The organism is Pseudomonas zhanjiangensis, from assembly GCF_041027545.1.
Lineage (GTDB): Bacteria > Pseudomonadota > Gammaproteobacteria > Pseudomonadales > Pseudomonadaceae > Aquipseudomonas > Aquipseudomonas zhanjiangensis.
The window spans coordinates 293,485-313,705 of sequence record NZ_JBFTEG010000002.1 but is presented as its reverse complement, the minus strand read 5'-3'; the positions used below and the strand labels follow the sequence as shown (position 1 = coordinate 313,705).

General features: G+C 66.6%; 15 protein-coding genes. 6 read left to right on the top strand and 9 right to left on the bottom strand.

Annotated elements, in window-relative coordinates; translation table 11 throughout:
• Window positions 1-73: 73 nt before the first annotated feature.
• From AB5S05_RS03950 to recJ, 6 genes are all read left to right on the top strand, one after another.
• Window positions 74-5,332, top strand: coding sequence for a DNA repair ATPase (locus AB5S05_RS03950; protein ID WP_369286153.1), 5,259 nt, complete (start codon window positions 74-76; stop codon window positions 5,330-5,332).
• A gap of 50 nt (window positions 5,333-5,382) precedes the next feature.
• Entirely contained in the window at window positions 5,383-5,880 is a 498-nt protein-coding gene (locus AB5S05_RS03945; protein ID WP_369286345.1) for a rhomboid family intramembrane serine protease, read from the top strand.
• A complete protein-coding gene (locus AB5S05_RS03940) occupies window positions 5,881-6,573 on the top strand; it encodes a phospholipase D-like domain-containing protein (RefSeq protein ID WP_369286152.1) in 693 nt (230 codons plus the stop codon).
• Window positions 6,574-6,656: 83 nt separating this feature from the next.
• Window positions 6,657-8,099 carry a sucrose phosphorylase gene (gtfA, locus tag AB5S05_RS03935; protein WP_369286151.1) on the top strand — a complete coding sequence of 481 codons (1,443 nt, stop codon included), beginning with the start codon at window positions 6,657-6,659 and terminating at the stop codon, window positions 8,097-8,099.
• Between the two features lie 74 nt (window positions 8,100-8,173).
• Window positions 8,174-8,713 (top strand): YaeQ family protein, encoded by a 540-nt coding sequence (locus tag AB5S05_RS03930; protein WP_369286150.1) that lies wholly within the window; start codon window positions 8,174-8,176, stop codon window positions 8,711-8,713.
• A 112-nt stretch (window positions 8,714-8,825) separates the two neighbouring features.
• Window positions 8,826-10,541, top strand: a complete 1,716-nt coding sequence (gene recJ, locus AB5S05_RS03925) for a single-stranded-DNA-specific exonuclease RecJ (protein WP_369286149.1) — start codon at window positions 8,826-8,828, stop codon at window positions 10,539-10,541.
• Here recJ and AB5S05_RS03920 read toward each other — a convergent pair whose 3' ends face one another.
• The 9 genes from AB5S05_RS03920 to AB5S05_RS03880 all read right to left on the bottom strand — a co-directional run bounded on the left by AB5S05_RS03920 (window position 10,542) and on the right by AB5S05_RS03880 (window position 20,194).
• The gene (locus AB5S05_RS03920; protein ID WP_369286147.1) at window positions 10,542-11,204 is read right to left on the bottom strand and encodes a transglutaminase-like cysteine peptidase; all 663 of its coding nucleotides are present in this window, start codon (window positions 11,202-11,204) and stop codon (window positions 10,542-10,544) included.
• Window positions 11,205-11,424: 220 nt separating this feature from the next.
• Window positions 11,425-11,901, bottom strand: a complete 477-nt coding sequence (locus AB5S05_RS03915) for an ester cyclase (RefSeq protein WP_369286146.1) — start codon at window positions 11,899-11,901, stop codon at window positions 11,425-11,427.
• Between the two features lie 60 nt (window positions 11,902-11,961).
• Window positions 11,962-13,386: a gamma-aminobutyraldehyde dehydrogenase gene (locus tag AB5S05_RS03910; RefSeq protein WP_369286145.1), complete on the bottom strand. Its 1,425-nt coding sequence runs from the start codon at window positions 13,384-13,386 to the stop codon at window positions 11,962-11,964.
• A 65-nt stretch (window positions 13,387-13,451) separates the two neighbouring features.
• Window positions 13,452-14,276, bottom strand: coding sequence for an ABC transporter permease (locus AB5S05_RS03905; RefSeq protein ID WP_369286144.1), 825 nt, complete (start codon window positions 14,274-14,276; stop codon window positions 13,452-13,454).
• Window positions 14,266-15,216 (bottom strand): ABC transporter permease, encoded by a 951-nt coding sequence (locus AB5S05_RS03900; RefSeq protein WP_369286143.1) that lies wholly within the window; start codon window positions 15,214-15,216, stop codon window positions 14,266-14,268. Before AB5S05_RS03900 ends, AB5S05_RS03905 begins: the two co-directional genes overlap by 11 nt.
• A gap of 1 nt (window position 15,217) precedes the next feature.
• The gene (locus tag AB5S05_RS03895; RefSeq protein WP_369286142.1) at window positions 15,218-16,261 is read right to left on the bottom strand and encodes an ABC transporter ATP-binding protein; all 1,044 of its coding nucleotides are present in this window, start codon (window positions 16,259-16,261) and stop codon (window positions 15,218-15,220) included.
• Window positions 16,262-16,433: 172 nt separating this feature from the next.
• The gene (ydcS, locus tag AB5S05_RS03890) at window positions 16,434-17,585 is read right to left on the bottom strand and encodes a putative ABC transporter substrate-binding protein YdcS (RefSeq protein ID WP_369286141.1); all 1,152 of its coding nucleotides are present in this window, start codon (window positions 17,583-17,585) and stop codon (window positions 16,434-16,436) included.
• A gap of 87 nt (window positions 17,586-17,672) precedes the next feature.
• Window positions 17,673-19,139, bottom strand: a complete 1,467-nt coding sequence (locus tag AB5S05_RS03885) for a gamma-aminobutyraldehyde dehydrogenase (RefSeq protein ID WP_369286140.1) — start codon at window positions 19,137-19,139, stop codon at window positions 17,673-17,675.
• Between the two features lie 143 nt (window positions 19,140-19,282).
• On the bottom strand, window positions 19,283-20,194 hold the full coding sequence (locus AB5S05_RS03880; protein ID WP_369286139.1) for a LysR family transcriptional regulator: 912 nt from the start codon (window positions 20,192-20,194) through the stop codon (window positions 19,283-19,285).
• Window positions 20,195-20,221 lie beyond the last annotated feature (27 nt).

Below are 20,221 nucleotides of genomic sequence, written 5' to 3'. Positions count from 1 at the left end.
CCCGTCCCCTCATTCCTTACAGCTACCGCCCGGACGGGCGGGAGCCTGACACCGCAGATTCAGGAAGACCACGATGTCGGATGCTTCAGCCGTAGCCCAGCCACAGGGCGTATTGGACAAGGCCGTTGCCGAAGGCGGCGCCTATGAGGTGCTGCACAAGCGCCTGCAGGAGCAGGGGCAGCGCCTGCGGAGGACTGCGGAGCTGCTCAATGAGCAGCGTCTGCAGGAGTTCGGCAGCAGTCAGATGGAGGTGGTCGGTCGCTTGCGCATGCGCACCGAGAACAACTGCACGCCACGGGACATCGTCCGGGTCGGCGACTGCCTGCTGTTCGGCTACAACGTGTTCCTCGGCCTGAAGAAGGAAACCCGGGTCGGCGATGTCTTCTCCCTCTATCGCCTGAGCGAGCAGAGCGAGGGCTACGAGGCCGAGCCGGTGCCACTGGCCGGCAGCTTTCTCGACCAGGCCAGTTTCGTCAACGACTTCAACGAGCTGTACAGCTACTACAAGAACACCCGCCTGCTGCAGCTGCTGGTGCGCGACGGCAAGTTGCTCGCCAGCTTCCAGATCGGCGAGCGCATCACCGACGTGCGAGTGTTCCGCTGGTCGATCTCCCTCGACGGCAAGGACATCCGCTATATCGACAACCGCGGCGAGCGCGATATCGCGCTGCCGGCGGCCTTCGACTTCGAGTGGCAGAAGACCTCCCGCGAGATGGTGGTCAACGGTCGCCATCCGCACCTGAACATCCTCGACACCCTGTTCGTCGAGACCATCGGCGGCGACCTCACGGTCAAGGTCGAGAACAATACCGAGGACGGCCTGGGTATCTACCGCGAGGCGGTGCTGGACAAGACCCAGTCGCTGGACGACGCGCAGATCGAATACGCCCGCCTGGGCAGCCTGATCCTGCTCAAGGTCTTGCCCTATCGCGAGGAGCAGTGGCGCTACCTGGTGTTCAACGGCCTGACCCGCAAGGTCGAGCGCATCGACGCCATCGGCCTGGCCTGCGTTCAGCTGCCGGAAGACCACGGCATCATCTTCCCCGGTGGCTACTACCTGCAGAGCGGCGAGTCCAAGGCCTTCGAGCAGTCGATGGCGGGCATGCGCTTCAAGCGTGCGCTGCGCTCGCCCAATGGCGAGGACGTGCAGTACATCTTCTACCACCCGGAGCAGGGCCGTTCGGTGCTGCTCACCTACAACCTGATCAAGCGTCAGTTGCAGAACCCGCTGTTCGGCCACGGCTATGCGCGCCTGGAAGACGGGCGCATGGTGATCTTCGCCACCGAGAGCGAGGAGCCGACGCGCATCCACCCGATGCAGATCTGGCAGACGCCGTTCTTCAGCGACGAATTCGCCGCCCGCCAGCCGGCGCGCAGTGGCTTTTTCGGTCGCATCGGCAATGCCGAGCTGGTGCGCGGGGTGTCCGACCTGTTCAATCTGAGCCGCGAGATCGAAAGCCCGGAAGTCTCGGTGCCGCGCTATACCCAGCTGTGCCAGAACAGCCGGCGCCTGTTCGATGTCTACCACTGGCTGGATGACGCCCAGTGCCAGGGGTTGGCCCCGCTGCTGCGCGAGGTGGCGGCCACCGGCGAGCTGGTACTCGATGAGTTCGAGAAGGTCGAGAGCATTCGCCAGCAGTCCGCGCGGGCCATGAGCGAGGCCGAGACACGGCAGAAGAACCTGCTCGGCGGCCTGCTGCTCGACAGCTGGGACGAGGTGCAGCAGTTCGTCGAGGCGCTCAACAGCATCACCGCCCAACGTGGCCAGTTGCTGACCATCCGCGACTACCGCTATATCGATGTGGTTCGCATCGACGCCATGGAAGCCGAGCTGCTGGCTGCCCAAGAGCGCACGGCGCAGGCCGTCTCCAACTTCCTCGCCAGTGACGCGGCGCTCGAGCCCTATGTGTTGCAGCTCAAGCAGCTCGATGAACAGGCGCAGAAGGCCACGACCGTCACTCAGCTGAACGAGCCGCTGCAGGCGCTGCAGGCCATGGCCGCCGACCTGGACATGCTCTCCAGTCTGATGGCTGGGCTCAAGATCGACGATGCCACCCAGCGCACCCGCATCGTCGAGTCGATTTCCGAGATATACGCCCGCCTCAACCAGGCCAAGGCCCGCGGCGAACAGCGGCGCAAGGGCCTGGGCTCGGCCGAGATCGTGGCCCAGTTCGGCGCCCAGTTCAAACTGTTCAGCCAGGGCATCACCAATGCGTTGGCCATGGCCCAGGACCCGGAGCGCTGCGATGAACAGCTGTCGCGTCTGCTGGTGCAACTGGAAGAGCTGGAGAGCCAGTTCGGCGACCAGGAGCAGTTCCTCGCCGACATCCTGGCCAAGCGCGAGGAGTTGCTGGAGACCTTCGAGGGCCACAAGCAGGCCCTGCTCGACGAGCGCCAGCGCAAGGCGCAGAGCGTGCAGGACGCCGCCCGGCGCATCCTCGACAGCCTGGCCCGGCGCACCGCCAGGTTCACCCAGGCCGAGGAGCTGAACAGCTTCTTCGCCGCCGACCCGTTGATCCTCAAGTTGCGCGAGCTGGCCGAGCGCCTGCGCGAGCTGAAGGACAGCGTCAAGGCCGACGATCTCGAGGCACGCCTAAAGGCGGCTCGCGACCAGGCCGTGCGCGCCCTGCGCGACAAGAGCGAGCTGTTCGAAGAGGGTGGCAACGTCATCAAGCTCGGACCGCGCCATCGTTTCAGCGTCAACACCCAGGAACTCGACCTGACCCTGATGCCGCGTGGCGATCAGCTGCATTTGCATCTGACCGGTACCGACTTCCTCGAGCCGCTGGTGAACGCCGAGCTGGAAACCTTGCGCGCCTACTGGCAGGTGTCGCTGGAATCGGAGTCACCGAGCCTGTACCGCGCCGAATACCTGGCCGGCCAGGTACTCGGCGCTGCCGAGCTTAATCAGGAGGGCCTCAGCCTGGAGCGCCTGGCGCCGTTGCTGAGTCTGCCGCAGGAACTGACCAAGCTGATTCGGGACTTCGCCGCACCGCGCTACAAGGAAGGCTACGCCAAGGGCATTCATGACCATGACGCGGCCGCCATCCTGATCCAGTTGCTGCCGCTGCGCACCAGCGCTGGCCTGCTGTGCCACGGCGCCTTGCCGCGTGCCTTCGCCTGCCTGTTCTGGGACCGCCAGCGCGGCCAGGCCAACGCGGGCCAGTGGCCCGAGCGGGCGCGCACCAGTCGGCATATCCAGCAGCTGTTCGGTCGTGGCGAAGGCCTGTTGCAGCTGCAGGACGAAATCGTCGCGGCCATGCAGTTGTTCCTCGCCGAGCAGCCGTTGGTCCTGGAGCCGGCGGTGATCCGCGAGGCGGCTGAATACCTGCTGCAGGAGCTGAGCGCCGAGCGCGTCGCCTTCACCTTCAGCAAGTACGCCCGGCAACTGCTCGATGGCCTCAAGGCGCGGCTGCAGACAGCGCATATGTGGGACGACTATCAGCAGGCATTGGCCCACCTCAGCAAGCGTCCGGCCGCGCAGTGGGCGCTGGCCGAGAACTGGCTGCGCGGCCTGTGTGCCGAGGGCGAATTCGCCGCCCTCGAGGGTTATGTGGCCGAGGCCGTGGTGCTGTCGCTGCTCGCCGAGGACTTTCCCAAGCGTGTCACCGAAGTCGATCTGCGCTTCACGGTCGGCGAGTTGATGGGCGAACACCCGCGCATTCAGCAACGCCAGCTGGTGCTGGTCGTGGATGACTTCTTCGCCCGCCTGCGTCAGCACCGCGAGCAGTTCCTACCGGGGATGCAGCGCTATCAGGCGCTGCGCCAGGAGGTGGTCAGCCGCGAGCGCGAGGCCCTGCGCCTGGCCGAATTCAAGCCACGGCCACTGAGTTCCTTCGTCCGCAACAAGTTGATCAACGATGTCTATCTGGGCGTGATCAGCGACAACCTCGCCAAGCAGATGGGCACCGCCGGGGAGAGCAAGCGCACCGACCTGATGGGCCTGCTGATGTTGATCTCGCCACCTGGCTACGGCAAGACCACCCTGATGGAGTACGTGGCGCACCGCCTGGGCCTGATCTTCATGAAGATCAACGGCCCGGCCCTGGGCCACGAGGTGCGCTCCATCGATCCGGCCCAGGCGCCGGATGCCACTTCGCGCCAGGAGCTGGAGAAGCTCAACCTGGCGCTGGAGATGGGCAGCAACGTGATGCTCTATGTCGACGACATCCAGCACACCCATCCGGAGTTCCTGCAGAAGTTCATCTCGCTGTGCGACGGCACCCGGCGCATCGAAGGCGTGTGGAAGGGCAAGACCAAGACCTACGACATGCGCGGCAAGAAGTTCTGCGTGGTGATGTCCGGCAACCCCTACACCGAGTCCGGCGAGCTGTTCAGGATCCCCGACATGCTGGCCAACCGCGCCGACATCTATAATCTCGGCGACACCCTGGGCGGCATGCAGGAGGCCTTCGCCCTGTCCTACATCGAGAACGGCCTGACCTCCAACCCGGTGCTGGCGCCGCTGGCCACCCGCGACATGGCCGATGTCTACCGTTTCGTGGCCAAGGCCGAGGGCAAGCCGTTCTCCTCCAACGAGCTGAGCCACGGCTACAGCGGCGCCGAGATCAACGAGATCGTCGCCACCCTGCAGCGCCTGATGCAGGTGCGCGACGTGGTGCTCAAGGTCAACCAGCAGTACATCGCCAGCGCCGCCCAGGCCGATCACTACCGCAGCGAGCCGCCGTTCAAGCTGCAGGGCAGCTACCGCAACATGAACAAGATGGCGGAGAAGATCAGCGCGGTGATGAACGATGCCGAGCTGCTGCAGCTGATCGCCGACCACTATCAGGGTGAGTCGCAGCTGCTCACCACCGGCGCCGAGGAAAACCTGCTCAAGCTGGCCGAGCTGCGCGGCAACATGACGGTGGAACAGGGCGAACGCTGGGCGCAGATCAAGCGCGACTTCCTGCGCAACAAGGCCATGGGCGGCAGCGATACGGATGTCGGCGCCCGGGTGGTGGCCCAGCTCAACGATCTGGTCGAGGGCATTCGCGCCCTCGGCGGCAACCTGCAGCGCGAGCCGCAGCAACAGGCGCAGATTCCCTGGAGTGAGCTGCTGGCGGGCCTGGACAAACTCGGTCAGCTGCGCCCGCAGATCGAGGTGGCGGTGCAGGCGCCGGCGCAGCCGGGCGTGCAGGTGCTGCTCGAGCGTCTGGCCGAGACCCTGCAGCACAGCTTCCTGCCACTGATGAATGCCATGGACAAGAAGATCGAGATCGATCTGCGTACCCATAACCGCATGGGCGACATGGCCCAGCGCCTGCGCGAGCTAGGCCAGTTCCTCGGTGCGCCGCAGGCAGGCGCCGAGCCGGGCCCGGACAGGGCGTGACGGCCTGGCTGGCGCCGCGCCTGCAGCTGCTGCTCGGCATCGCCGGGCTGATGCTGGCGCTGCAGCTGCTCAACGGCCTGAGCGGCAATGCCCTGAATGCCTGGGGCGTGCTGCCCCGGCAGGTTGCCAGCCTGCCCGGCATCCTCTTCGCGCCCTGGTTGCACGCCGGTTGGTGGCACCTGCTCGGCAATCTGTCGGGTCTGCTGGTGCTGGCCTGGCTGGCCATGCTCGGTTCGCTGCGTCAGTTCATCGCTGCCAACGCCTTCATCATCCTCGGCAGCGGTCTGCTGGTCTGGCTCTTCGCCCGACCCGGCATGCATCTGGGGGCCAGCGGCTGGCTGTTCGGCCTGTGGGGGCTGTTGCTCGGGCGCGCCTGGTTCGAGCGCAGCCTGTCCAGCCTGCTGGTCGCCATGCTGGTGTTGCTCGCCTACGGCGGCTGGTGGTGGGGCCTGCTGCCGCGCCAGGGCATCTCGTTCGAGTACCATCTGGCCGGTGCCCTGTGCGGGGTGCTGTATGCCGCCTTGAGTTGCACACGGAGGAATCGCTGAATGGATTTTGCCCATCTGGACCAGCAGCTGCGCGACAGCCTGGTCGATCTCAGGCTGAGCAATGAGGAGCGCGACGAGCTGCGCCAGCTCGGCAGCGACCTGAGCCCGGACCAGGTCCGTTACCTGCGCAACCGCGCCTTCGCCCTGGTGCGCGAGCTGACGGCGGACCCGGCCAACACCCTGGCGGCACTGAAGTGGCTGGAGCAGGTGGTCAAGACCCTCGATGGCACCGGTGCATCGGTGCGACCGACCGTGGCCAGCGCCCATTTCAGTCCCGGTGAGGAGTGCCTGGGCAAACTCCGCGAGCTGTGTCGCCAGGCCAAACACTCGGTGGATGTCTGCGTCTACACCATCTCCGACGACCGGCTGAGTGCGGAGATCCTCGCCTGCCACCGTCGCGGCCTGGTGGTGCGGGTGATCAGTGACAATGACAAGCAGTTCGATGAGGGCAGCGACATTCATTCTCTGCGCGAGCACGGCGTGCCGTTGCGCATCGACGACGGCCCCTTCCACATGCACCACAAATTCGCCCTGTTCGACCGCCGCCTACTGGCCAGCGGCAGCTTCAACTGGACCCGAAGCGCCAGTACCAGCAACGCCGAGAACCTGCTGGTGATCGACCACCCGCAGCTGCTGGCGGCCTACGCTCGCCAGTTCGACGAGCTGTGGGCGCGCTACGCCAACGGCGGATAGCGAGCCGTGCCTGGCTTGACGTATGAGCTCAGACTGCTTTAACGGACAGTAAGGTTTTCCCGCTGTCGGTGGAGGAGGGGCGGATGTCGTTGCGCAATGAGGTTCAGTTGATCACCTATCCCGATCGTTTCGGTGGCGACCTGGCCGGCTTGTACCAGCTGCTCGACCAGCACCTGGTCGGCGCGGTCGGCGGCGTGCATATCCTGCCGCTGTACCCATCCAATGCCGACGGTGGCTTCTCGCCGCTGACCCATATGGAGGTGGACCCGCGCTATGGCGACTGGGCGGATGTCGAGCGCATCTCCGCGCGCTTCGACCTGTGCGTCGACCTGGTGATCAGCCATATCGCCGACGAGTCCCCGGAGTTTCTCGACTTCGTCGCCAGGGGGCAGGCCTCGCCCCATGCCGAGCTGTTCGTCCAGGTCGACTCGCTCGGCGAGATCAGTCTGGAGGACCTGGCGAAGATCCATATCCGCAAGGAAAAGGAGCCATTTCGCCAGGTGCGCCTGGCCAGCGGCGAGACCTGCCGGGTCTGGTGCACCTTCACCGAGCGGCAGATCGACCTCAACTACGACTCGCCGCAGACCTACCAGCTGATGGAAACCTACATGGCCTTTCTCGCCGCGCGCGGGGTCAAGCTGCTGCGCCTGGATGCCTTCGGCTACACCACCAAGAAGATCGGCAGCAGCTGCTTTCTGGTCGAGCCGGACGTCTACCGGATCCTCGAGTGGTTCCGCGAAACCGGCGCCAAGTACGGCGTCGAGATGCTCCCCGAGGTGCACGACCACATCAGCTACCAGTACGCCATCTCGCGTCGGCACATGCATCCCTATGCCTTCGCCCTGCCGCCGCTGGTGCTGCATGCCTTCCTCTCCGGCACCGGCTGCTACCTCAAGCAGTGGCTGCGCATGTGCCCGCGCAACCAGATCACCGTGCTCGATACCCACGACGGCATCTGCATTCCGGATGTCGAGGGCATGCTGCCGGAGACGGAGATTCGCTACCTGGTCGAGGAGGTGTCGCGGCGCAGCGCCGATCCGATCATGCGCCGCTCGGCGGTCAATGTGCACAGCGTCGGCGCCATCTACCAGCTGACCTGCACCTTCTACGAGGCGCTGATGCGCAACGACGAGGCCTATATCGCCGCGCGCGCCATCCAGTTCTTCACACCGGGCATTCCCCAGGTGTATTACGTCGGCCTGCTCGCCGGCTGCAACGACTTCGAGCTGGCCGAGCACAGCGGCGAGGCGCGTGACGTCAACCGCCATCACTACGGCCTGGAGGAGGCGCAGCAGGCGCTGCAGCAGCCGCTGGTGCAGCGCCTGCTGAGCCTGATGCGCTTTCGCAGTTCGCATCCGGCCTTCGACGGGCGCTTCGAGCTGATCCAGTCCGGCGACAGCGCCCTGGCCATGGCCTGGCGCCACGGCCCGCACTACTGCCGGCTGCAGGTCGAGCTGAGCACCTGCCAGGCCTTTATCCATTACCGCGACCCGGACGACGGCAGCGAACGGCAAATGCATTGCTGAGCCCGGCGGTCGGTCCGGTGCCGGTCGTTTCGGGTTAGACTTGCGGCCTTTTCGCCCAGTCAAGAAGCCCGCCCATGGCCCTGCCGTCCACGACCTACAAGATCGACCTGAACCTCACCGACATCGACCGCAGCATCTATGAAAGCCTGCGTTTCACCGTCGCTCGCCATCCCTCGGAAACCGAGGAGCGGCTGGCCGCACGGCTGATCGCCTATGCGCTGTTCTATGACGAGCAGCTGGCCTTCGGTCGCGGCCTGTCGGATGTCGACGAGCCGGCCCTGTGGGAGAAGAGCCTGGACGACCGGGTGCTGCACTGGATCGAAGTCGGTCAGCCGGACAGCGACCGCATCACCTGGTGCTCGCGGCGCACCGAGAAGTTCAGCCTGGTGGCCTACGGCAACCTGCGCGTGTGGCAGACCAAGGTACTCGACCCGGTGCGCAGCCTGAAGAACATCAACGTCGTGGCCCTGGGCCAGGAAGCCCTGGCCAGCCTGGCTCAGGACATGCCGCGGGCGCTGAGCTGGAGCGTGATGATCAGCGATGGCGAGCTGTTCGTCACCGACGAACGCGGCCAGCATGAAGTGCCGATCGAGTGGCTGGCCGGCGAACGCTGAAGTCAGCCTTGTAGGGTGGATGTCGTTTTTCACATCCACCGCTCCTGGTGGAAAACGCTGCGCGGTTTTCCACTCTACGGCCCGCCTGCATAAAAAAGATTCTGGAAGCCCGATGCGTATCGAACCCCGCCCGCTGCCCGCCACCTTGCCCGATCTGGGAAACCTGCCACCGCTGCTGACCCGCCTGTATGCCGCCCGCGGCGTGCAGTCCGCCGCCGAACTGGACAAGGGGCTGGCACGACTGCTGCCCTATCAGCAGCTCAAGGGCATCGAGGCCGCCGTCGAGTTGCTGATGCAGGCCCTGGAGCAGGGCCAGCGGCTGCTGATCGTCGGCGACTTCGATGCCGACGGCGCCACCGCCAGCACGGTCGGCGTGCTCGGCCTGAGGCTGCTCGGCGCGGCCCATGTCGACTACCTGGTGCCGAATCGCTTCGAGTACGGCTACGGCCTGACCCCGGAGATAGTCGCGGTGGCGCTGCAGCGCCAGCCGCAGCTGCTGATCACCGTCGACAACGGCATCTCCAGCCTCGACGGGGTGGCGGCGGCCAAGGCGGCCGGGCTCAAGGTACTGGTCACCGACCATCACCTGCCCGGCGCGGAGCTGCCGGCGGCCGACGCCATCGTCAACCCCAATCAGCCGGGCTGCACGTTCCCGAGCAAGGCCATGGCAGGGGTCGGGGTGATGTTCTACGTGCTGCTGGCGCTGCGCGCGCGCCTGCGCCAGCTGGGCTGGTTCGAGCGTCGGGGACTGCGGGAGGCCAACCTGGCCGAGCTGCTCGACCTGGTGGCCCTGGGCAGCGTCGCCGACGTGGTGCCGCTGGATGCCAACAACCGCATCCTGGTCCATCAGGGCCTGGCGCGGATTCGCGCCGGCCGGGCGCGCCCGGGGCTGCGGGCGATCCTCGAGGTCGCCGGGCGGGCGCCTGGGCGCATCACCTCCACCGACCTCGGTTTCATCCTCGGCCCGCGATTGAATGCGGCCGGCCGCCTGGACGACATGAGCCTGGGCATCGAATGCCTGCTGTGCGAGGACGAAGCCCTGGCCCGCGACATGGCGGTGCAACTCGACCAGCTCAACCAGGACCGCAAGGCTATCGAGCAGGGCATGCAGCGCGAGGCCCTGGCCCAGCTCAAGGACCTGCCGCTCGAGGAGCTGCCGTTCGGCCTGTGCCTGTTCGAGCCGGACTGGCACCAGGGCGTGATCGGCATCCTCGCCTCGCGCCTGAAGGAGCGCTACCACCGGCCGACCATCGCCTTCGCCGACGCCGGCGAGGGCGTGCTCAAGGGTTCGGCGCGTTCGGTGCCGGGTTTCCATATCCGCGATGCGCTGGACGCGGTGGCGGCCAAGCATCCGGGCCTGATCAGCAAGTTCGGCGGACATGCCATGGCGGCCGGCCTGTCGCTGCCGCAGGAACACTTCGGCGCCTTCGCCGTGGCCTTCGATGCCGAGGTGCGCCGCCAGCTGGACGAGGACGACCTGACCGGGCGCCTGCTGTCCGACGGCAGCCTGTCGGTCGAGGAGTTCCATCTGCCCCTGGCCAAGGAGCTGCGCAATGCCGGGCCCTGGGGCCAGCACTTCCCCGAGCCGTTGTTCCACGGGGTGTTCCAGCTGGTGCAGCAGCGTCTGGTCGGCGACAAGCACCTCAAGCTGGTGCTGAAGACCGAATGTGGCGGCCAGACCCTGGACGGCATCGCCTTCAACATCGATCGCGAGACCTGGCCCAATCCCACCGTGCGCTGGGTCGAGCTGGCCTACAAGCTGGACGTCAACGAATACCGCGGCCAGGAAAGCGTGCAGTTGATGGTGGCGCACCTGGCGCCACGCTGATCAGCCGCGCTCGTGCAGCGCGCTGGCCTGTTCGGCCAGGGCGCGCTCGCTGACATCGCTCCAGCGCGACAGCAGCTGCGGCGGTTGCGCGGACTTCTGCTGCGGCGACTTGGCCAGGAAGATGCCGTGGTTGTTGAAGGCGAACACCGGCAGCAGGTCGCGGCGTTCGGCGGCCGGCCTGATCCGGCGGTCGAGGTTGTCGAGGATCAGCGGCTGGTCCGCCGGGCTCGGGTAGTAGGCCAGCACCATGTGTGCCTGGTTCAGCGACAGCGCCTTGACGAAGGTCAGGCGCAACTTGTCGCTGGGCACGCCCATCTGCACCAGGGTGAAATACTTGCCGATGGCGAAGTCTTCGCAGTCGCCGCGACCGCGCGACAGGGTCTCCAGCGGAGTCGCCCAGTATTCGTCCTGGCCCCATACCTCGCGGTCGCTGGCGTAGCTCACCGAGCGATTGATGAAGTCGTTGGCGGCCTGCAGCTTGCTCAGTTCGTCCAGGCTTCCGCTCTGCTCGATCAGGCTGCGCCAGCTGCCCAGACGCGCCTTTTCGATGGCTCGATCCAGGGCGGGGGCTTCCGGGCGGACGGCGCCGAGGCCGATCTCGCAGCCGATGGCCAGCCAGGCGGTGATGGTGATGCAGAGAAGGCGAGGGGCGAATCGCGGCATGGTCGAAGGAGTCTGCGCTGGACTGTTGAGGCTTCCATGGCCTTGGCCGAGTTCTGCTCGGTTTGGGCGCCATCCTACCGACGTCAATTAGTGAACGCATAGAGACCGGCTGTGCGCAAACGCACTATTTGGGCTTTTTGCCCGGAGAAGCCGACGAACTGCATGGCAGCCGCCCGCTGCGCTGCAGGTGCCGCCGGTCCGAGCCGGCGGCGCGCAGGACTTACCAGCCCAGCTGCCGGTTGAAGCCAAGGGCGTCGTAGTAGTCGCCCTGATAGACGATCTTGCCGTCCTTGATGCGAATGAAGCTGACGCCCTCGAAGCTCAGCGGCTTGCCGGTGGCCGGGGTGTCGGGGCCCCAGGCGCCGCTGTTGGTGCCGCTGAACTGCCACTGGAAGGCGATGCCGTCGGCGCCGACGATCGGCTCGCTGGTCATCTTCCAGCTCAGGTCCGGCACCGCGCCGATGAACACCTTGATCACATTGTCGCGCGCCGCCGCCTTGCCGTTCTGCGGGGTGCCGACGGTGGCATCGAAGTACACCGCGTCCTCGGCCAGGAAGGTCGCGGCCTGGTCGGCGTCGTGGGCATTCCAGGCGGCCATGTAGCCGTCGACGATGGCCCTGGCGTCATCCGCGGCCTGAACCAGCCCGGCAGCGGTGAACAGCAGGAAGAAACCGATAGTGCGCAATGCGTTGTTCATTGTTATGGCTCCCGCTCAGAAGGGCGGCCCGACATGGGCCGCCCGGTTTTCTAGCAACGGTTAATGCTTGAACATCACGTGACGCACGGCGGTGTAGTCCTCCAGCCCGTACATCGACATGTCCTTGCCGTAGCCGGACAGCTTCAGCCCGCCATGGGGCATCTCGTTGACCAGCATGAAGTGGGTGTTGACCCAGGTGCAGCCGTACTGCAGGCGCGCGGCGAGACGGTGGGCGCGACCGACGTCCTGGGTCCAGACCGACGAGGCCAGGCCGTAGTCGGAGTCGTTGGCCCAGGCCAGCGCCTGCGCCTCGTCGTCGAACGGGGTGACCGAGACCACCGGGCCGAACACTTCGCGGCGGACTATCTCGTCGTCCTGGCGAGCGCCGGCCAGCACCGTGGGCTGGTAGAAGAAGCCGGGACCGGCGACCGCCTTGCCGCCGGTGACCACCTCGATATGCCCCAGCGCCGCGGCGCGCTCGACGAAGCCGCTGGCACGCTCGCGGTGTTCGGCGGTGATCAGCGGGCCCAGTTCGGTGGCCGGGTCGTTCTGCAGGCCGTGCCTGATGCTGCCGACCGCCGCGCCCAGCTCGGCGACGAACTTCTCGTAGATGCCTTTCTGCGCATAGATGCGGCAGGCGGCGGTGCAGTCCTGGCCGGCGTTGTAGAAGCCGAAGGTGCGGATGCCCTCCACCGCGGCGGCGATGTCGGCGTCGTCGAAGATCAGCACCGGTGCCTTGCCACCCAGCTCCATGTGCATGCGCTTCACCGAGGCCGCGGTGCTGGAGATGATGTTCGAGCCGGTGGCGACCGAGCCGGTCAGCGACACCATGCGCACCTGCGGGTGGCTCACCAGCGGGCTGCCGACGCTCTGGCCGCGGCCGAAGACGATGTTGACCACCCCGGCGGGGAAGATCTCGGCGAGGAATTCGGCCAGCTTCAGGGCCGTCAGCGGCGTCTGCTCGGACGGCTTGAGCACCACGGTATTGCCCGCGGCCAGGGCTGGGGCGAGCTTCCAGGCGGCCATCATCAGCGGGTAGTTCCAGGGCGCGATGGACGCCACCACGCCGATTGGGTCGCGGCGGATCATCGAGGTGTGGCCGGACAGGTATTCGCCGGCGGCGCTGCCGCCGAGGCAGCGGCTGGCGCCGGCGAAGAAGCGGAACACGTCGGCGATGGCCGGGATCTCGTCGTTCAGCGCGGCGGCATAGGGCTTGCCGCAGTTGTCCGATTCCAGTGTGGCCAACTCCTCGGCATGCGCTTCGATCGTGTCGGCCAGGCGCAGCAGCAACAGCGCGCGGTCCTTCGGCGCGGTCTGCGACCAGCCGTCGAAGGCGGCGTCGGCGGCCCGTACGGCGGCGTCCACCTGTTCGGCGCTGGCCTCGTTGATGTGCAGCAGGGGAGCACCCAGCGCCGGGTTGAGCACCGCCAGGCTGGCGCCTTCGCCGGCGACCAGCCGGCCATTGATCAGCAGTTTGCTTTGCATTGCGAAATCCTCTGGTTGGGGCTTCTACGGATTCACGGGGAAGGGGACGTCAACCTGCGGCGCGGTCATTTGCCACCACTGCCGGCTACGCTCTCGCCGCCCTTGGTCAGGTAATAGGCGCCGAGGATCGGCAGCATGGTCACCAGCATCACCGACATCGCCACCACGTTGGTCACCGGCACGTCGCGCGGCCGGCTCAACTGGTTGAGCAGCCACAGCGGCAGGGTGCGTTCGTGGCCGGCGGTGAAGGTGGTGACGATGATCTCGTCGAACGACAGGGCGAAGGCGAGCATGCCGCCGGCCAGCAGGGCCGAGCCGAGGTTGGGCAGGATGATGTAGCGGAAGGTCTGCCAGCCGTCGGCGCCGAGGTCCATCGAGGCCTCGATCAGGCTGTAGCTGGTGCGGCGGAAGCGGGCGATCACGTTGTTGTAGACGATCACCACGCAGAAGGTGGCGTGGCCGACGACGATGGTGAAGATGCCCGGCTCGATGTCCAGGGTCTTGAACGCCGCCAGCAGGGCCAGGCCGGTGACGATGCCGGGCAGGGCGATCGGCAGGATCAGCAGCAGCGAGATGCCCTCCTTGCCGAAGAAATCGCGGCGGTACAGCGCGGCGGCGGCCAGGGTGCCGAGGACCAGGGCGATCAGGGTGGCCAGGCAGGCGATCTGCAGCGACAGCTTGATCGACTCGAGCACGTCGACCCGGGCGAAGGCCACGCTGAACCAGTGCAGGGTGAAGCCCTGGGGCGGGAAGCTGAAGGCCGCTTCCTCGGTGTTGAAGGCGTAGATGAAGATGATCAGGATCGGGAAATGGAGGAACAGCAGTCCCGCCCAGGCCGCCAGCTTGAGGCCCCAGGACGGCCGATCGTAGGAGGAGGAATCAGAGCGCATCGAAGGCCCCCAGGCGTTTGACGATGGACAGATAGAGGGCGATCAGCACGATCGGCACCAGGGTGAAGGCCGCGGCCATCGGCATGTTGCCGACCGCGCCCTGCTGCACGTAGACCATGCTGCCGATGAAGAAACCGGGCGGGCCGACCAGTTGCGGCACGATGAAGTCGCCCAGGGTCAGGCTGAAGGTGAAGATCGAGCCGGCGGCGATGCCCGGGATCGACAGCGGCAGGATCACCTGCACGAAGGTCTGCCAGGGGCGCGCGCCGAGGTCGGCGGAGGCCTGCAGCAAGGACGGCGGCAGGCGCTCCAGGGCGGCCTGGATCGGCAGGATCATGAACGGCAGCCAGATGTAGACGAACACCAGGAAGCGGCCCAGGTTCGAAGTCGACAGGGTGCTGCCGCCGATCCCGGGAATGCCCAGGATGACCTGCAGGGTCGGCGCCAGGCCGAGCTGGTCGACGAACCACTGGGCGACTCCGCCCTTGGCCAGCAGCAGGGTCCAGGCGTAGGCCTTGACGATGTAGCTGGCCCACATCGGCATCATCACCGCGATGTAGAAGAACGCCTTGGTCTTGCCGCTGGTGTGGCGCGCCATGTAGTAGGCGATGGGAAAGGCGAGCAGGGCGCTGGCCAGGGACACGGCGACGGCCATGCTCAGGGTGCGCAGGATGATGTCGTAGTTGGTCGGCCGGAACAGCGCGACCAGGTTGCCCAGGGTCAGCTCCGGGGTGACCGTCATGCTGTAGTCGTCGAAGGTGTACAGGCCCTGCCAGAGCAGGGTCAGCAGCGAACCGAAGTAGATCGCGCCGAACCACAGCAGCGGCGGCACCAGCAGCAACGCCAGGTACAGGTTGGGCTTGCGGTACAGCAGGTTGGACAGGCGGTGCAGCGGTCCCTTGGCGTGCGGCGAAGCCTGGGTATTGAGCGATGCCTCCATCTCAGTGGCCCTCGCTCGTCGTGCCGTCCTGCAGGGCGACCATCGCCGCCCGGGCCCAGCGGGCAGTCACCGACTGGCCGGGCTGGTAGGCCGGCGCACCGGCCTGCCACTGGTCGTTGGCCTGGCTGATGCTGAGGTTCTGGCCGTTTTCCAGCTGGATCTCGTAGCGGGTGGCCGCACCCTGGTACTGGATGTCGTGCAGCAGGCCGCTGACTTCCAGCTCGCCACTGGCGGCGGGCTGGTCGTCGGCGAAGCGGATGTGCTCCGGGCGGATCGAGAAGGGCAGGGCCTGGCCGGTCAGGCGCTGGGCCAGTTCGCCGCGCAGCACGTTGGAGGTGCCGACGAATTCGGCGACGAAGGCGGTCGCCGGCTGCATGTACAGGTTGCGCGGGCTGTCGACCTGCTCGATGCGGCCCTTGTTGAACACCGCGACGCGGTCGGACATCGACAGGGCCTCGGTCTGGTCGTGGGTGACGAAGATGAAAGTGATGCCGAGCTGGCGCTGCAGCTTCTTCAGCTCGCCCTGCATCTGCTCGCGCAGCTTGAGGTCGAGAGCGCCCAGCGGTTCGTCCAGCAGCAGCACCCGCGGCCGGTTGACCAGGGCGCGGGCCAGGGCCACGCGCTGGCGCTGGCCGCCTGACAGTTGCGCCGGCTTGCGTGCGCCGTAGCCGTCCAGGGCCACCCGGGCCAGGGCTTCCTCGGCGCGAGTGTGCCGTTCGCCCTTGGCCGTGCCCTTGACCTTGAGGCCGTAGGCGACGTTGTCCAGCACGTTCATGTGCGGGAACAACGCGTAGTCCTGGAATACCGTGTTGACGTCGCGCTGGTAGGGCGCCAGGCCCACGGCCTCCTCGCCGTGGATGCGGATGCTGCCGGCGCTGGGCTGCTCGAAACCGGCGATCAGGCGCAGGCAGGTGGTCTTGCCCGAGCCGGAGGGGCCGAGCATGGAGAAGAATTCGCCATCCTGGATGTCGATGGACACCCGGTCGACGGCCTTGACCTCGCCGAAGACGCGGGAGACACCGGTGAACTGCACTGCAAGGGTCATGTCAGAAAACTCCAGGAGGAAAACCATCCCCCCGCACTGGCGGCCTGGGGTGGCCGACACGGGCTGCCGGGGCGGAGGAATGGGTAACGGTAGAACCAATGTCTGGCCGCGCTCGGGGGTGGACGAGCCAAGCGTCGCCCCCTGCCTATGCCGCGCAGCCGGCGCGGCGCCCTTATCTGCCGCCCATGATGGCGATGTAGTCCTGGGTCCAGCGGCTGTAGGGCACGTACTTGCCGCCGTCGGCCTGCGGGGTCTTCCAGAAGGCGATCTGCTCGAACTTGTCGAAGCCGTTGGTCTTGCAGCCCTCGGCACCGAGCAGTTCGTTGCCCTGGCAGGCCGCCGGCACCGCCGGCAGGGAGCCGAACCAGGCCGCCAGGTCGCCCTGTACCTTGGGCTCCAGCGACCAGTTCATCCACTGGTAGGCGCAGTTCGGGTGCTTGGCGTCGGCATGCATCATGGTGGTGTCGGCCCAGCCGGTGGCCCCTTCTGCCGGCACCACTGACGCAATCGGTTGGCTTTCCGCCTGGAGGGCGTTGACCTGGTACGGCCAGGAGCCTGAGGCGACCACGCCTTCGTTCTTGAAGTCGCTCATCTGCACCGTGGCGTCGTGCCAGTAACGGTGGATGAGTTCATGCTGCTGGCGCAGCAGGGCGAGGGTGGCGGCGTACTGCTCCTCGTTGAGCAGGTAGGGGTCGTCGATGCCCAGCTCGGGCTTGGTCGCCTTGAGGTAGAGTGCGGCGTCGGCGATGTAGATAGGGCCGTCATAGGCCTGCACGCGGCCCTTGTTGCTCTTGCCATCGGCCAGGGTCTGCTCCTCGAACACCACCTTCCAGCTGGTCGGCGCCTCCTTGAACACATTGCTGTTGTACATCAGCACGTTCGGGCCCCACTGGTAGGGCGTGCCGTAGTGCTGACCGGCGACGGTGTGCCAGGGCGCATCCTTGAGACGCTCGTCGACGCTCTTCCAGTTGGGGATCAGGTCGATGTTGATCGGCTGCACGCGCTTGCCGGCCACCAGACGCAGCGAGGCGTCGCCCGAGGCGGTGACCAGGTCGTAGCCGCCCTTGGCCATCAGGCTGACCATCTCGTCGGAGGTGGCGGCGGTCTTGACGTTGACCATGCAGCCGGTCTGCTGCTCGAATCCGGTGACCCAGTCGTAGCCCTTGTCGGTCTCGCCGCGCTCGATATAGCCGGGCCAGGCGACTATATCCAGGCGTCCCTCGCCTTCACCGATGGCCTTGAGCGGCTCGGCGGCCTGCAGGCTGGCACTGGCCAGCAGCGCGCCGGTCAGCGCGCTCGACAAAGCGGTTTTTCGCACGAACATTGGAATTCCCTCTTTTCTATTGTTGGGCTCGGGCAGTTGCACGTCGCGTTGCTCACCCGGTCAGGGCTATTTGTCGGTACTACTTACTCAATCCAGCGACTGGCCGTGGCGCGCCATGATGTGGCGCACCACGCTGTAGTCCTGCAGCGAGTCGCTGGACAGATCCTTGCCGTAGCCGGAACGCTTGAGGCCGCCGTGGGGCATCTCGCTGGCCAGCATGAAGTGACTGTTGATCCAAGCGCAGCCGTACTGCAGGCGTGCGGCCACCTGCATGGCCTTGTCCAGATTGCTCGTCCAGACCGAGGAGGCCAGGCCGTATTCGGAGTCGTTGGCCCAGTCCAGCGCCTGCGTCAGCTCGTCGAAACGGGTGATGGTGACCACCGGGCCGAACACCTCGCGCTGGACGATCTCGTCGGCCTGGCGGCAGCCGGCGAGCAGGGTCGGCTGGTAATAGAAGCCGGGGCCGGAATGCACGGCGGCGCCGGTGACCCGCTCGATATGCGGCTGGCCGAGGGCGCGTTCGACGAAGCTGGACACCCGGTCGCGCTGGCGGGCGCTGATCAGTGGGCCGATTTCATTATCCGCATCGGTCTTGCGGGCAAAGCGCAGGCTGCTCACCGCATCACCCAACTCGGCCACCAGGCGGTCATGGATCCCTTTTTCAGCATAGATGCGGCAGGCCGCCGTGCAATCCTGGCCGGCGTTGTAGTAGCCGTAGGTGCGCACGCCTTCCACCACGGCCTGCAGGTCGGCATCGTTGCAGACGATCACCGGTGCCTTGCCGCCCAGTTCCAGGTGGGTGCGCTTGAGGGTCTTGGCGGCGGCCTGGAGGATCTTCTGCCCGGTGACGATGTCGCCGGTCAACGACACCATGCGCACCCTGGGGTGCGCGACCAGGTGGCTGCCGACCCCTTCGCCGCCGCCGCAGAGGATGTTCAGCACGCCGCGCGGCAACAGTTCGGCCAGCGCCGGGGCCAGGGCCAGGATCGACAGCGGGGTGTGTTCGGAGGGTTTGAACACCAGGCAGTTGCCGGCGGCCAGCGCCGGGGCGATCTTCCAGGCGGCCATCATCAGCGGGTAGTTCCAGGGCGCGATGGAGGCGACCACGCCGATCGGGTCGCGGCGCACCATGCTGGTATAGCCGGGCAGGTATTCGCCGGACAGCTGGCCGGTCTGGCAGCGCACCGCGCCGGCGAAGAAGCGGAACACGTCCACCGCGGCGCCGAGGTCGTCCTGGCGCGCCAGGTGTAGCGGCTTGCCGCAGTTCTGCGCTTCCAGGCGGGCCAGCGAATCGGCGCGCGCCTCGATGGCGTCGGCGATGCCGAGCAGAAGCAGCGAGCGTTGCTGCGGGGTACTGCGCGACCAGGCAGGGAAAGCCTGGTGAGCGGCGAGGATGGCCGCCTCCACCTGTTCGTGGGAGGCTTCGGCGATGTGCGCGATGATCTCGCCGTCGGCCGGGTTGATGATCGGTTCGCGGGTGCCGGCGCCGGCAACCAGTTGGCCGTCGATCAGCAGCAGTTGGCTGGCTGCAGTGGAAGTCGCTGGTTTGGCCATCTCGTCTGCCCTGCTGGCTCATCGAGCATCGGGCGTTGGCCGTAAAGTCCAGCCGAGCTCCGGTGCTGTCCGCTTGTTGTGGGCAAGAGACTAGTGCTCGGGCTGGCGACCTACAATTTCTTAATACTGAAGGCGGCGTTCGATTAAATAGATGGCTTGCGACCGCTCGGCTGCTCGCGGGCCACCGTCAGGAAGGGATCGACCAGCGCCGGACGCGCGCTGCCGCGGCGCCAGGCCAGGCCGACGTCGAGGGTCTGGGTCAGGTCGACCAGGGCGCGGGCCTCGATGATGTCGCCCTCCAGCGACCAGGGGCGGTAGCTCATGTCCGGCTGGATCGACAGGCCCAGGCCGGCGGCGACCAGGCTGCGCACCGCCTCGGTGGAGCCGGTGCGCAGGGTGATGTGCGGCTGCAGGCCGGCCGCGGACCAGATGCGCTGGGCATTGAGGTCCATCTCGTCGACGTTGAGCTGGATCAGCGGCTCGTCGACGATGTCCGCCAGGCTGATGCTGTCGTGATCCAGCAGCGGGTGACGCGGCGGCAGCCAGAGGCGCAGTGGCGAGTGGGTCAGCACCTCGGTCTGCAGGGCGTGGCGGTCTTCCAGGTTGGACAGGATCAGCACGCCGACGTCGATTTCCCCGGACACCAGCAGGTGCTCGATATAGGGGCGCTCGTCCTCCATCACACGGATCGCGACATTCGGGTAGGCGCGCTGGAAGCGGGTAAGCAGGTCGGCCAGGTAGTAGCCGGCGACCAGGCTGGTCACGCCGATGGTCAGGCTGCCGGCGACCTGGTCGGTGCTCTGCTGCAGGCTGCGTTTGGCGTTGTCGACGGTGGCCAGGATCAGGTGGGCCTGGCGCAGAAACTGGTGACCCTGGTGGGTCAGGCTCATGCCCTTGGCGTGGCGATTGAACAGGCTGACGCCGATCTCCTCTTCCAGTTGCTGAATCGCCAGGGTCAGGGTCGACTGGGAGATGAAGGCGGCCTGGGCGGCGGCGGAGATCGAGCCGGTCTCGGCGACGGCGATGAAGTGGCGGATCTGGCGCAGGGTCATCATTGAAGTCGGGGCCAGGTAGGGAGGTTT

What these genes read in the sequence shown, in the direction of transcription:
- AB5S05_RS03950 (WP_369286153.1), top strand. Translation starts at nt 74, where the DNA reads ATGTCGGATGCTTCAGCCGTAGCCCAGCCACAGGGCGTATTGGACAAG.
- AB5S05_RS03945 (WP_369286345.1), top strand. Translation starts at nt 5,383, where the DNA reads ATGCTGGCGCTGCAGCTGCTCAACGGCCTGAGCGGCAATGCCCTGAAT.
- AB5S05_RS03940 (WP_369286152.1), top strand. Translation starts at nt 5,881, where the DNA reads ATGGATTTTGCCCATCTGGACCAGCAGCTGCGCGACAGCCTGGTCGAT.
- gtfA (WP_369286151.1), top strand. Translation starts at nt 6,657, where the DNA reads ATGTCGTTGCGCAATGAGGTTCAGTTGATCACCTATCCCGATCGTTTC.
- AB5S05_RS03930 (WP_369286150.1), top strand. Translation starts at nt 8,174, where the DNA reads ATGGCCCTGCCGTCCACGACCTACAAGATCGACCTGAACCTCACCGAC.
- recJ (WP_369286149.1), top strand. Translation starts at nt 8,826, where the DNA reads ATGCGTATCGAACCCCGCCCGCTGCCCGCCACCTTGCCCGATCTGGGA.
- AB5S05_RS03920 (WP_369286147.1), bottom strand. Translation starts at nt 11,204, where the DNA reads ATGCCGCGATTCGCCCCTCGCCTTCTCTGCATCACCATCACCGCCTGG.
- AB5S05_RS03915 (WP_369286146.1), bottom strand. Translation starts at nt 11,901, where the DNA reads ATGAACAACGCATTGCGCACTATCGGTTTCTTCCTGCTGTTCACCGCT.
- AB5S05_RS03910 (WP_369286145.1), bottom strand. Translation starts at nt 13,386, where the DNA reads ATGCAAAGCAAACTGCTGATCAATGGCCGGCTGGTCGCCGGCGAAGGC.
- AB5S05_RS03905 (WP_369286144.1), bottom strand. Translation starts at nt 14,276, where the DNA reads ATGCGCTCTGATTCCTCCTCCTACGATCGGCCGTCCTGGGGCCTCAAG.
- AB5S05_RS03900 (WP_369286143.1), bottom strand. Translation starts at nt 15,216, where the DNA reads ATGGAGGCATCGCTCAATACCCAGGCTTCGCCGCACGCCAAGGGACCG.
- AB5S05_RS03895 (WP_369286142.1), bottom strand. Translation starts at nt 16,261, where the DNA reads ATGACCCTTGCAGTGCAGTTCACCGGTGTCTCCCGCGTCTTCGGCGAG.
- ydcS (WP_369286141.1), bottom strand. Translation starts at nt 17,585, where the DNA reads ATGTTCGTGCGAAAAACCGCTTTGTCGAGCGCGCTGACCGGCGCGCTG.
- AB5S05_RS03885 (WP_369286140.1), bottom strand. Translation starts at nt 19,139, where the DNA reads ATGGCCAAACCAGCGACTTCCACTGCAGCCAGCCAACTGCTGCTGATC.
- AB5S05_RS03880 (WP_369286139.1), bottom strand. Translation starts at nt 20,194, where the DNA reads ATGATGACCCTGCGCCAGATCCGCCACTTCATCGCCGTCGCCGAGACC.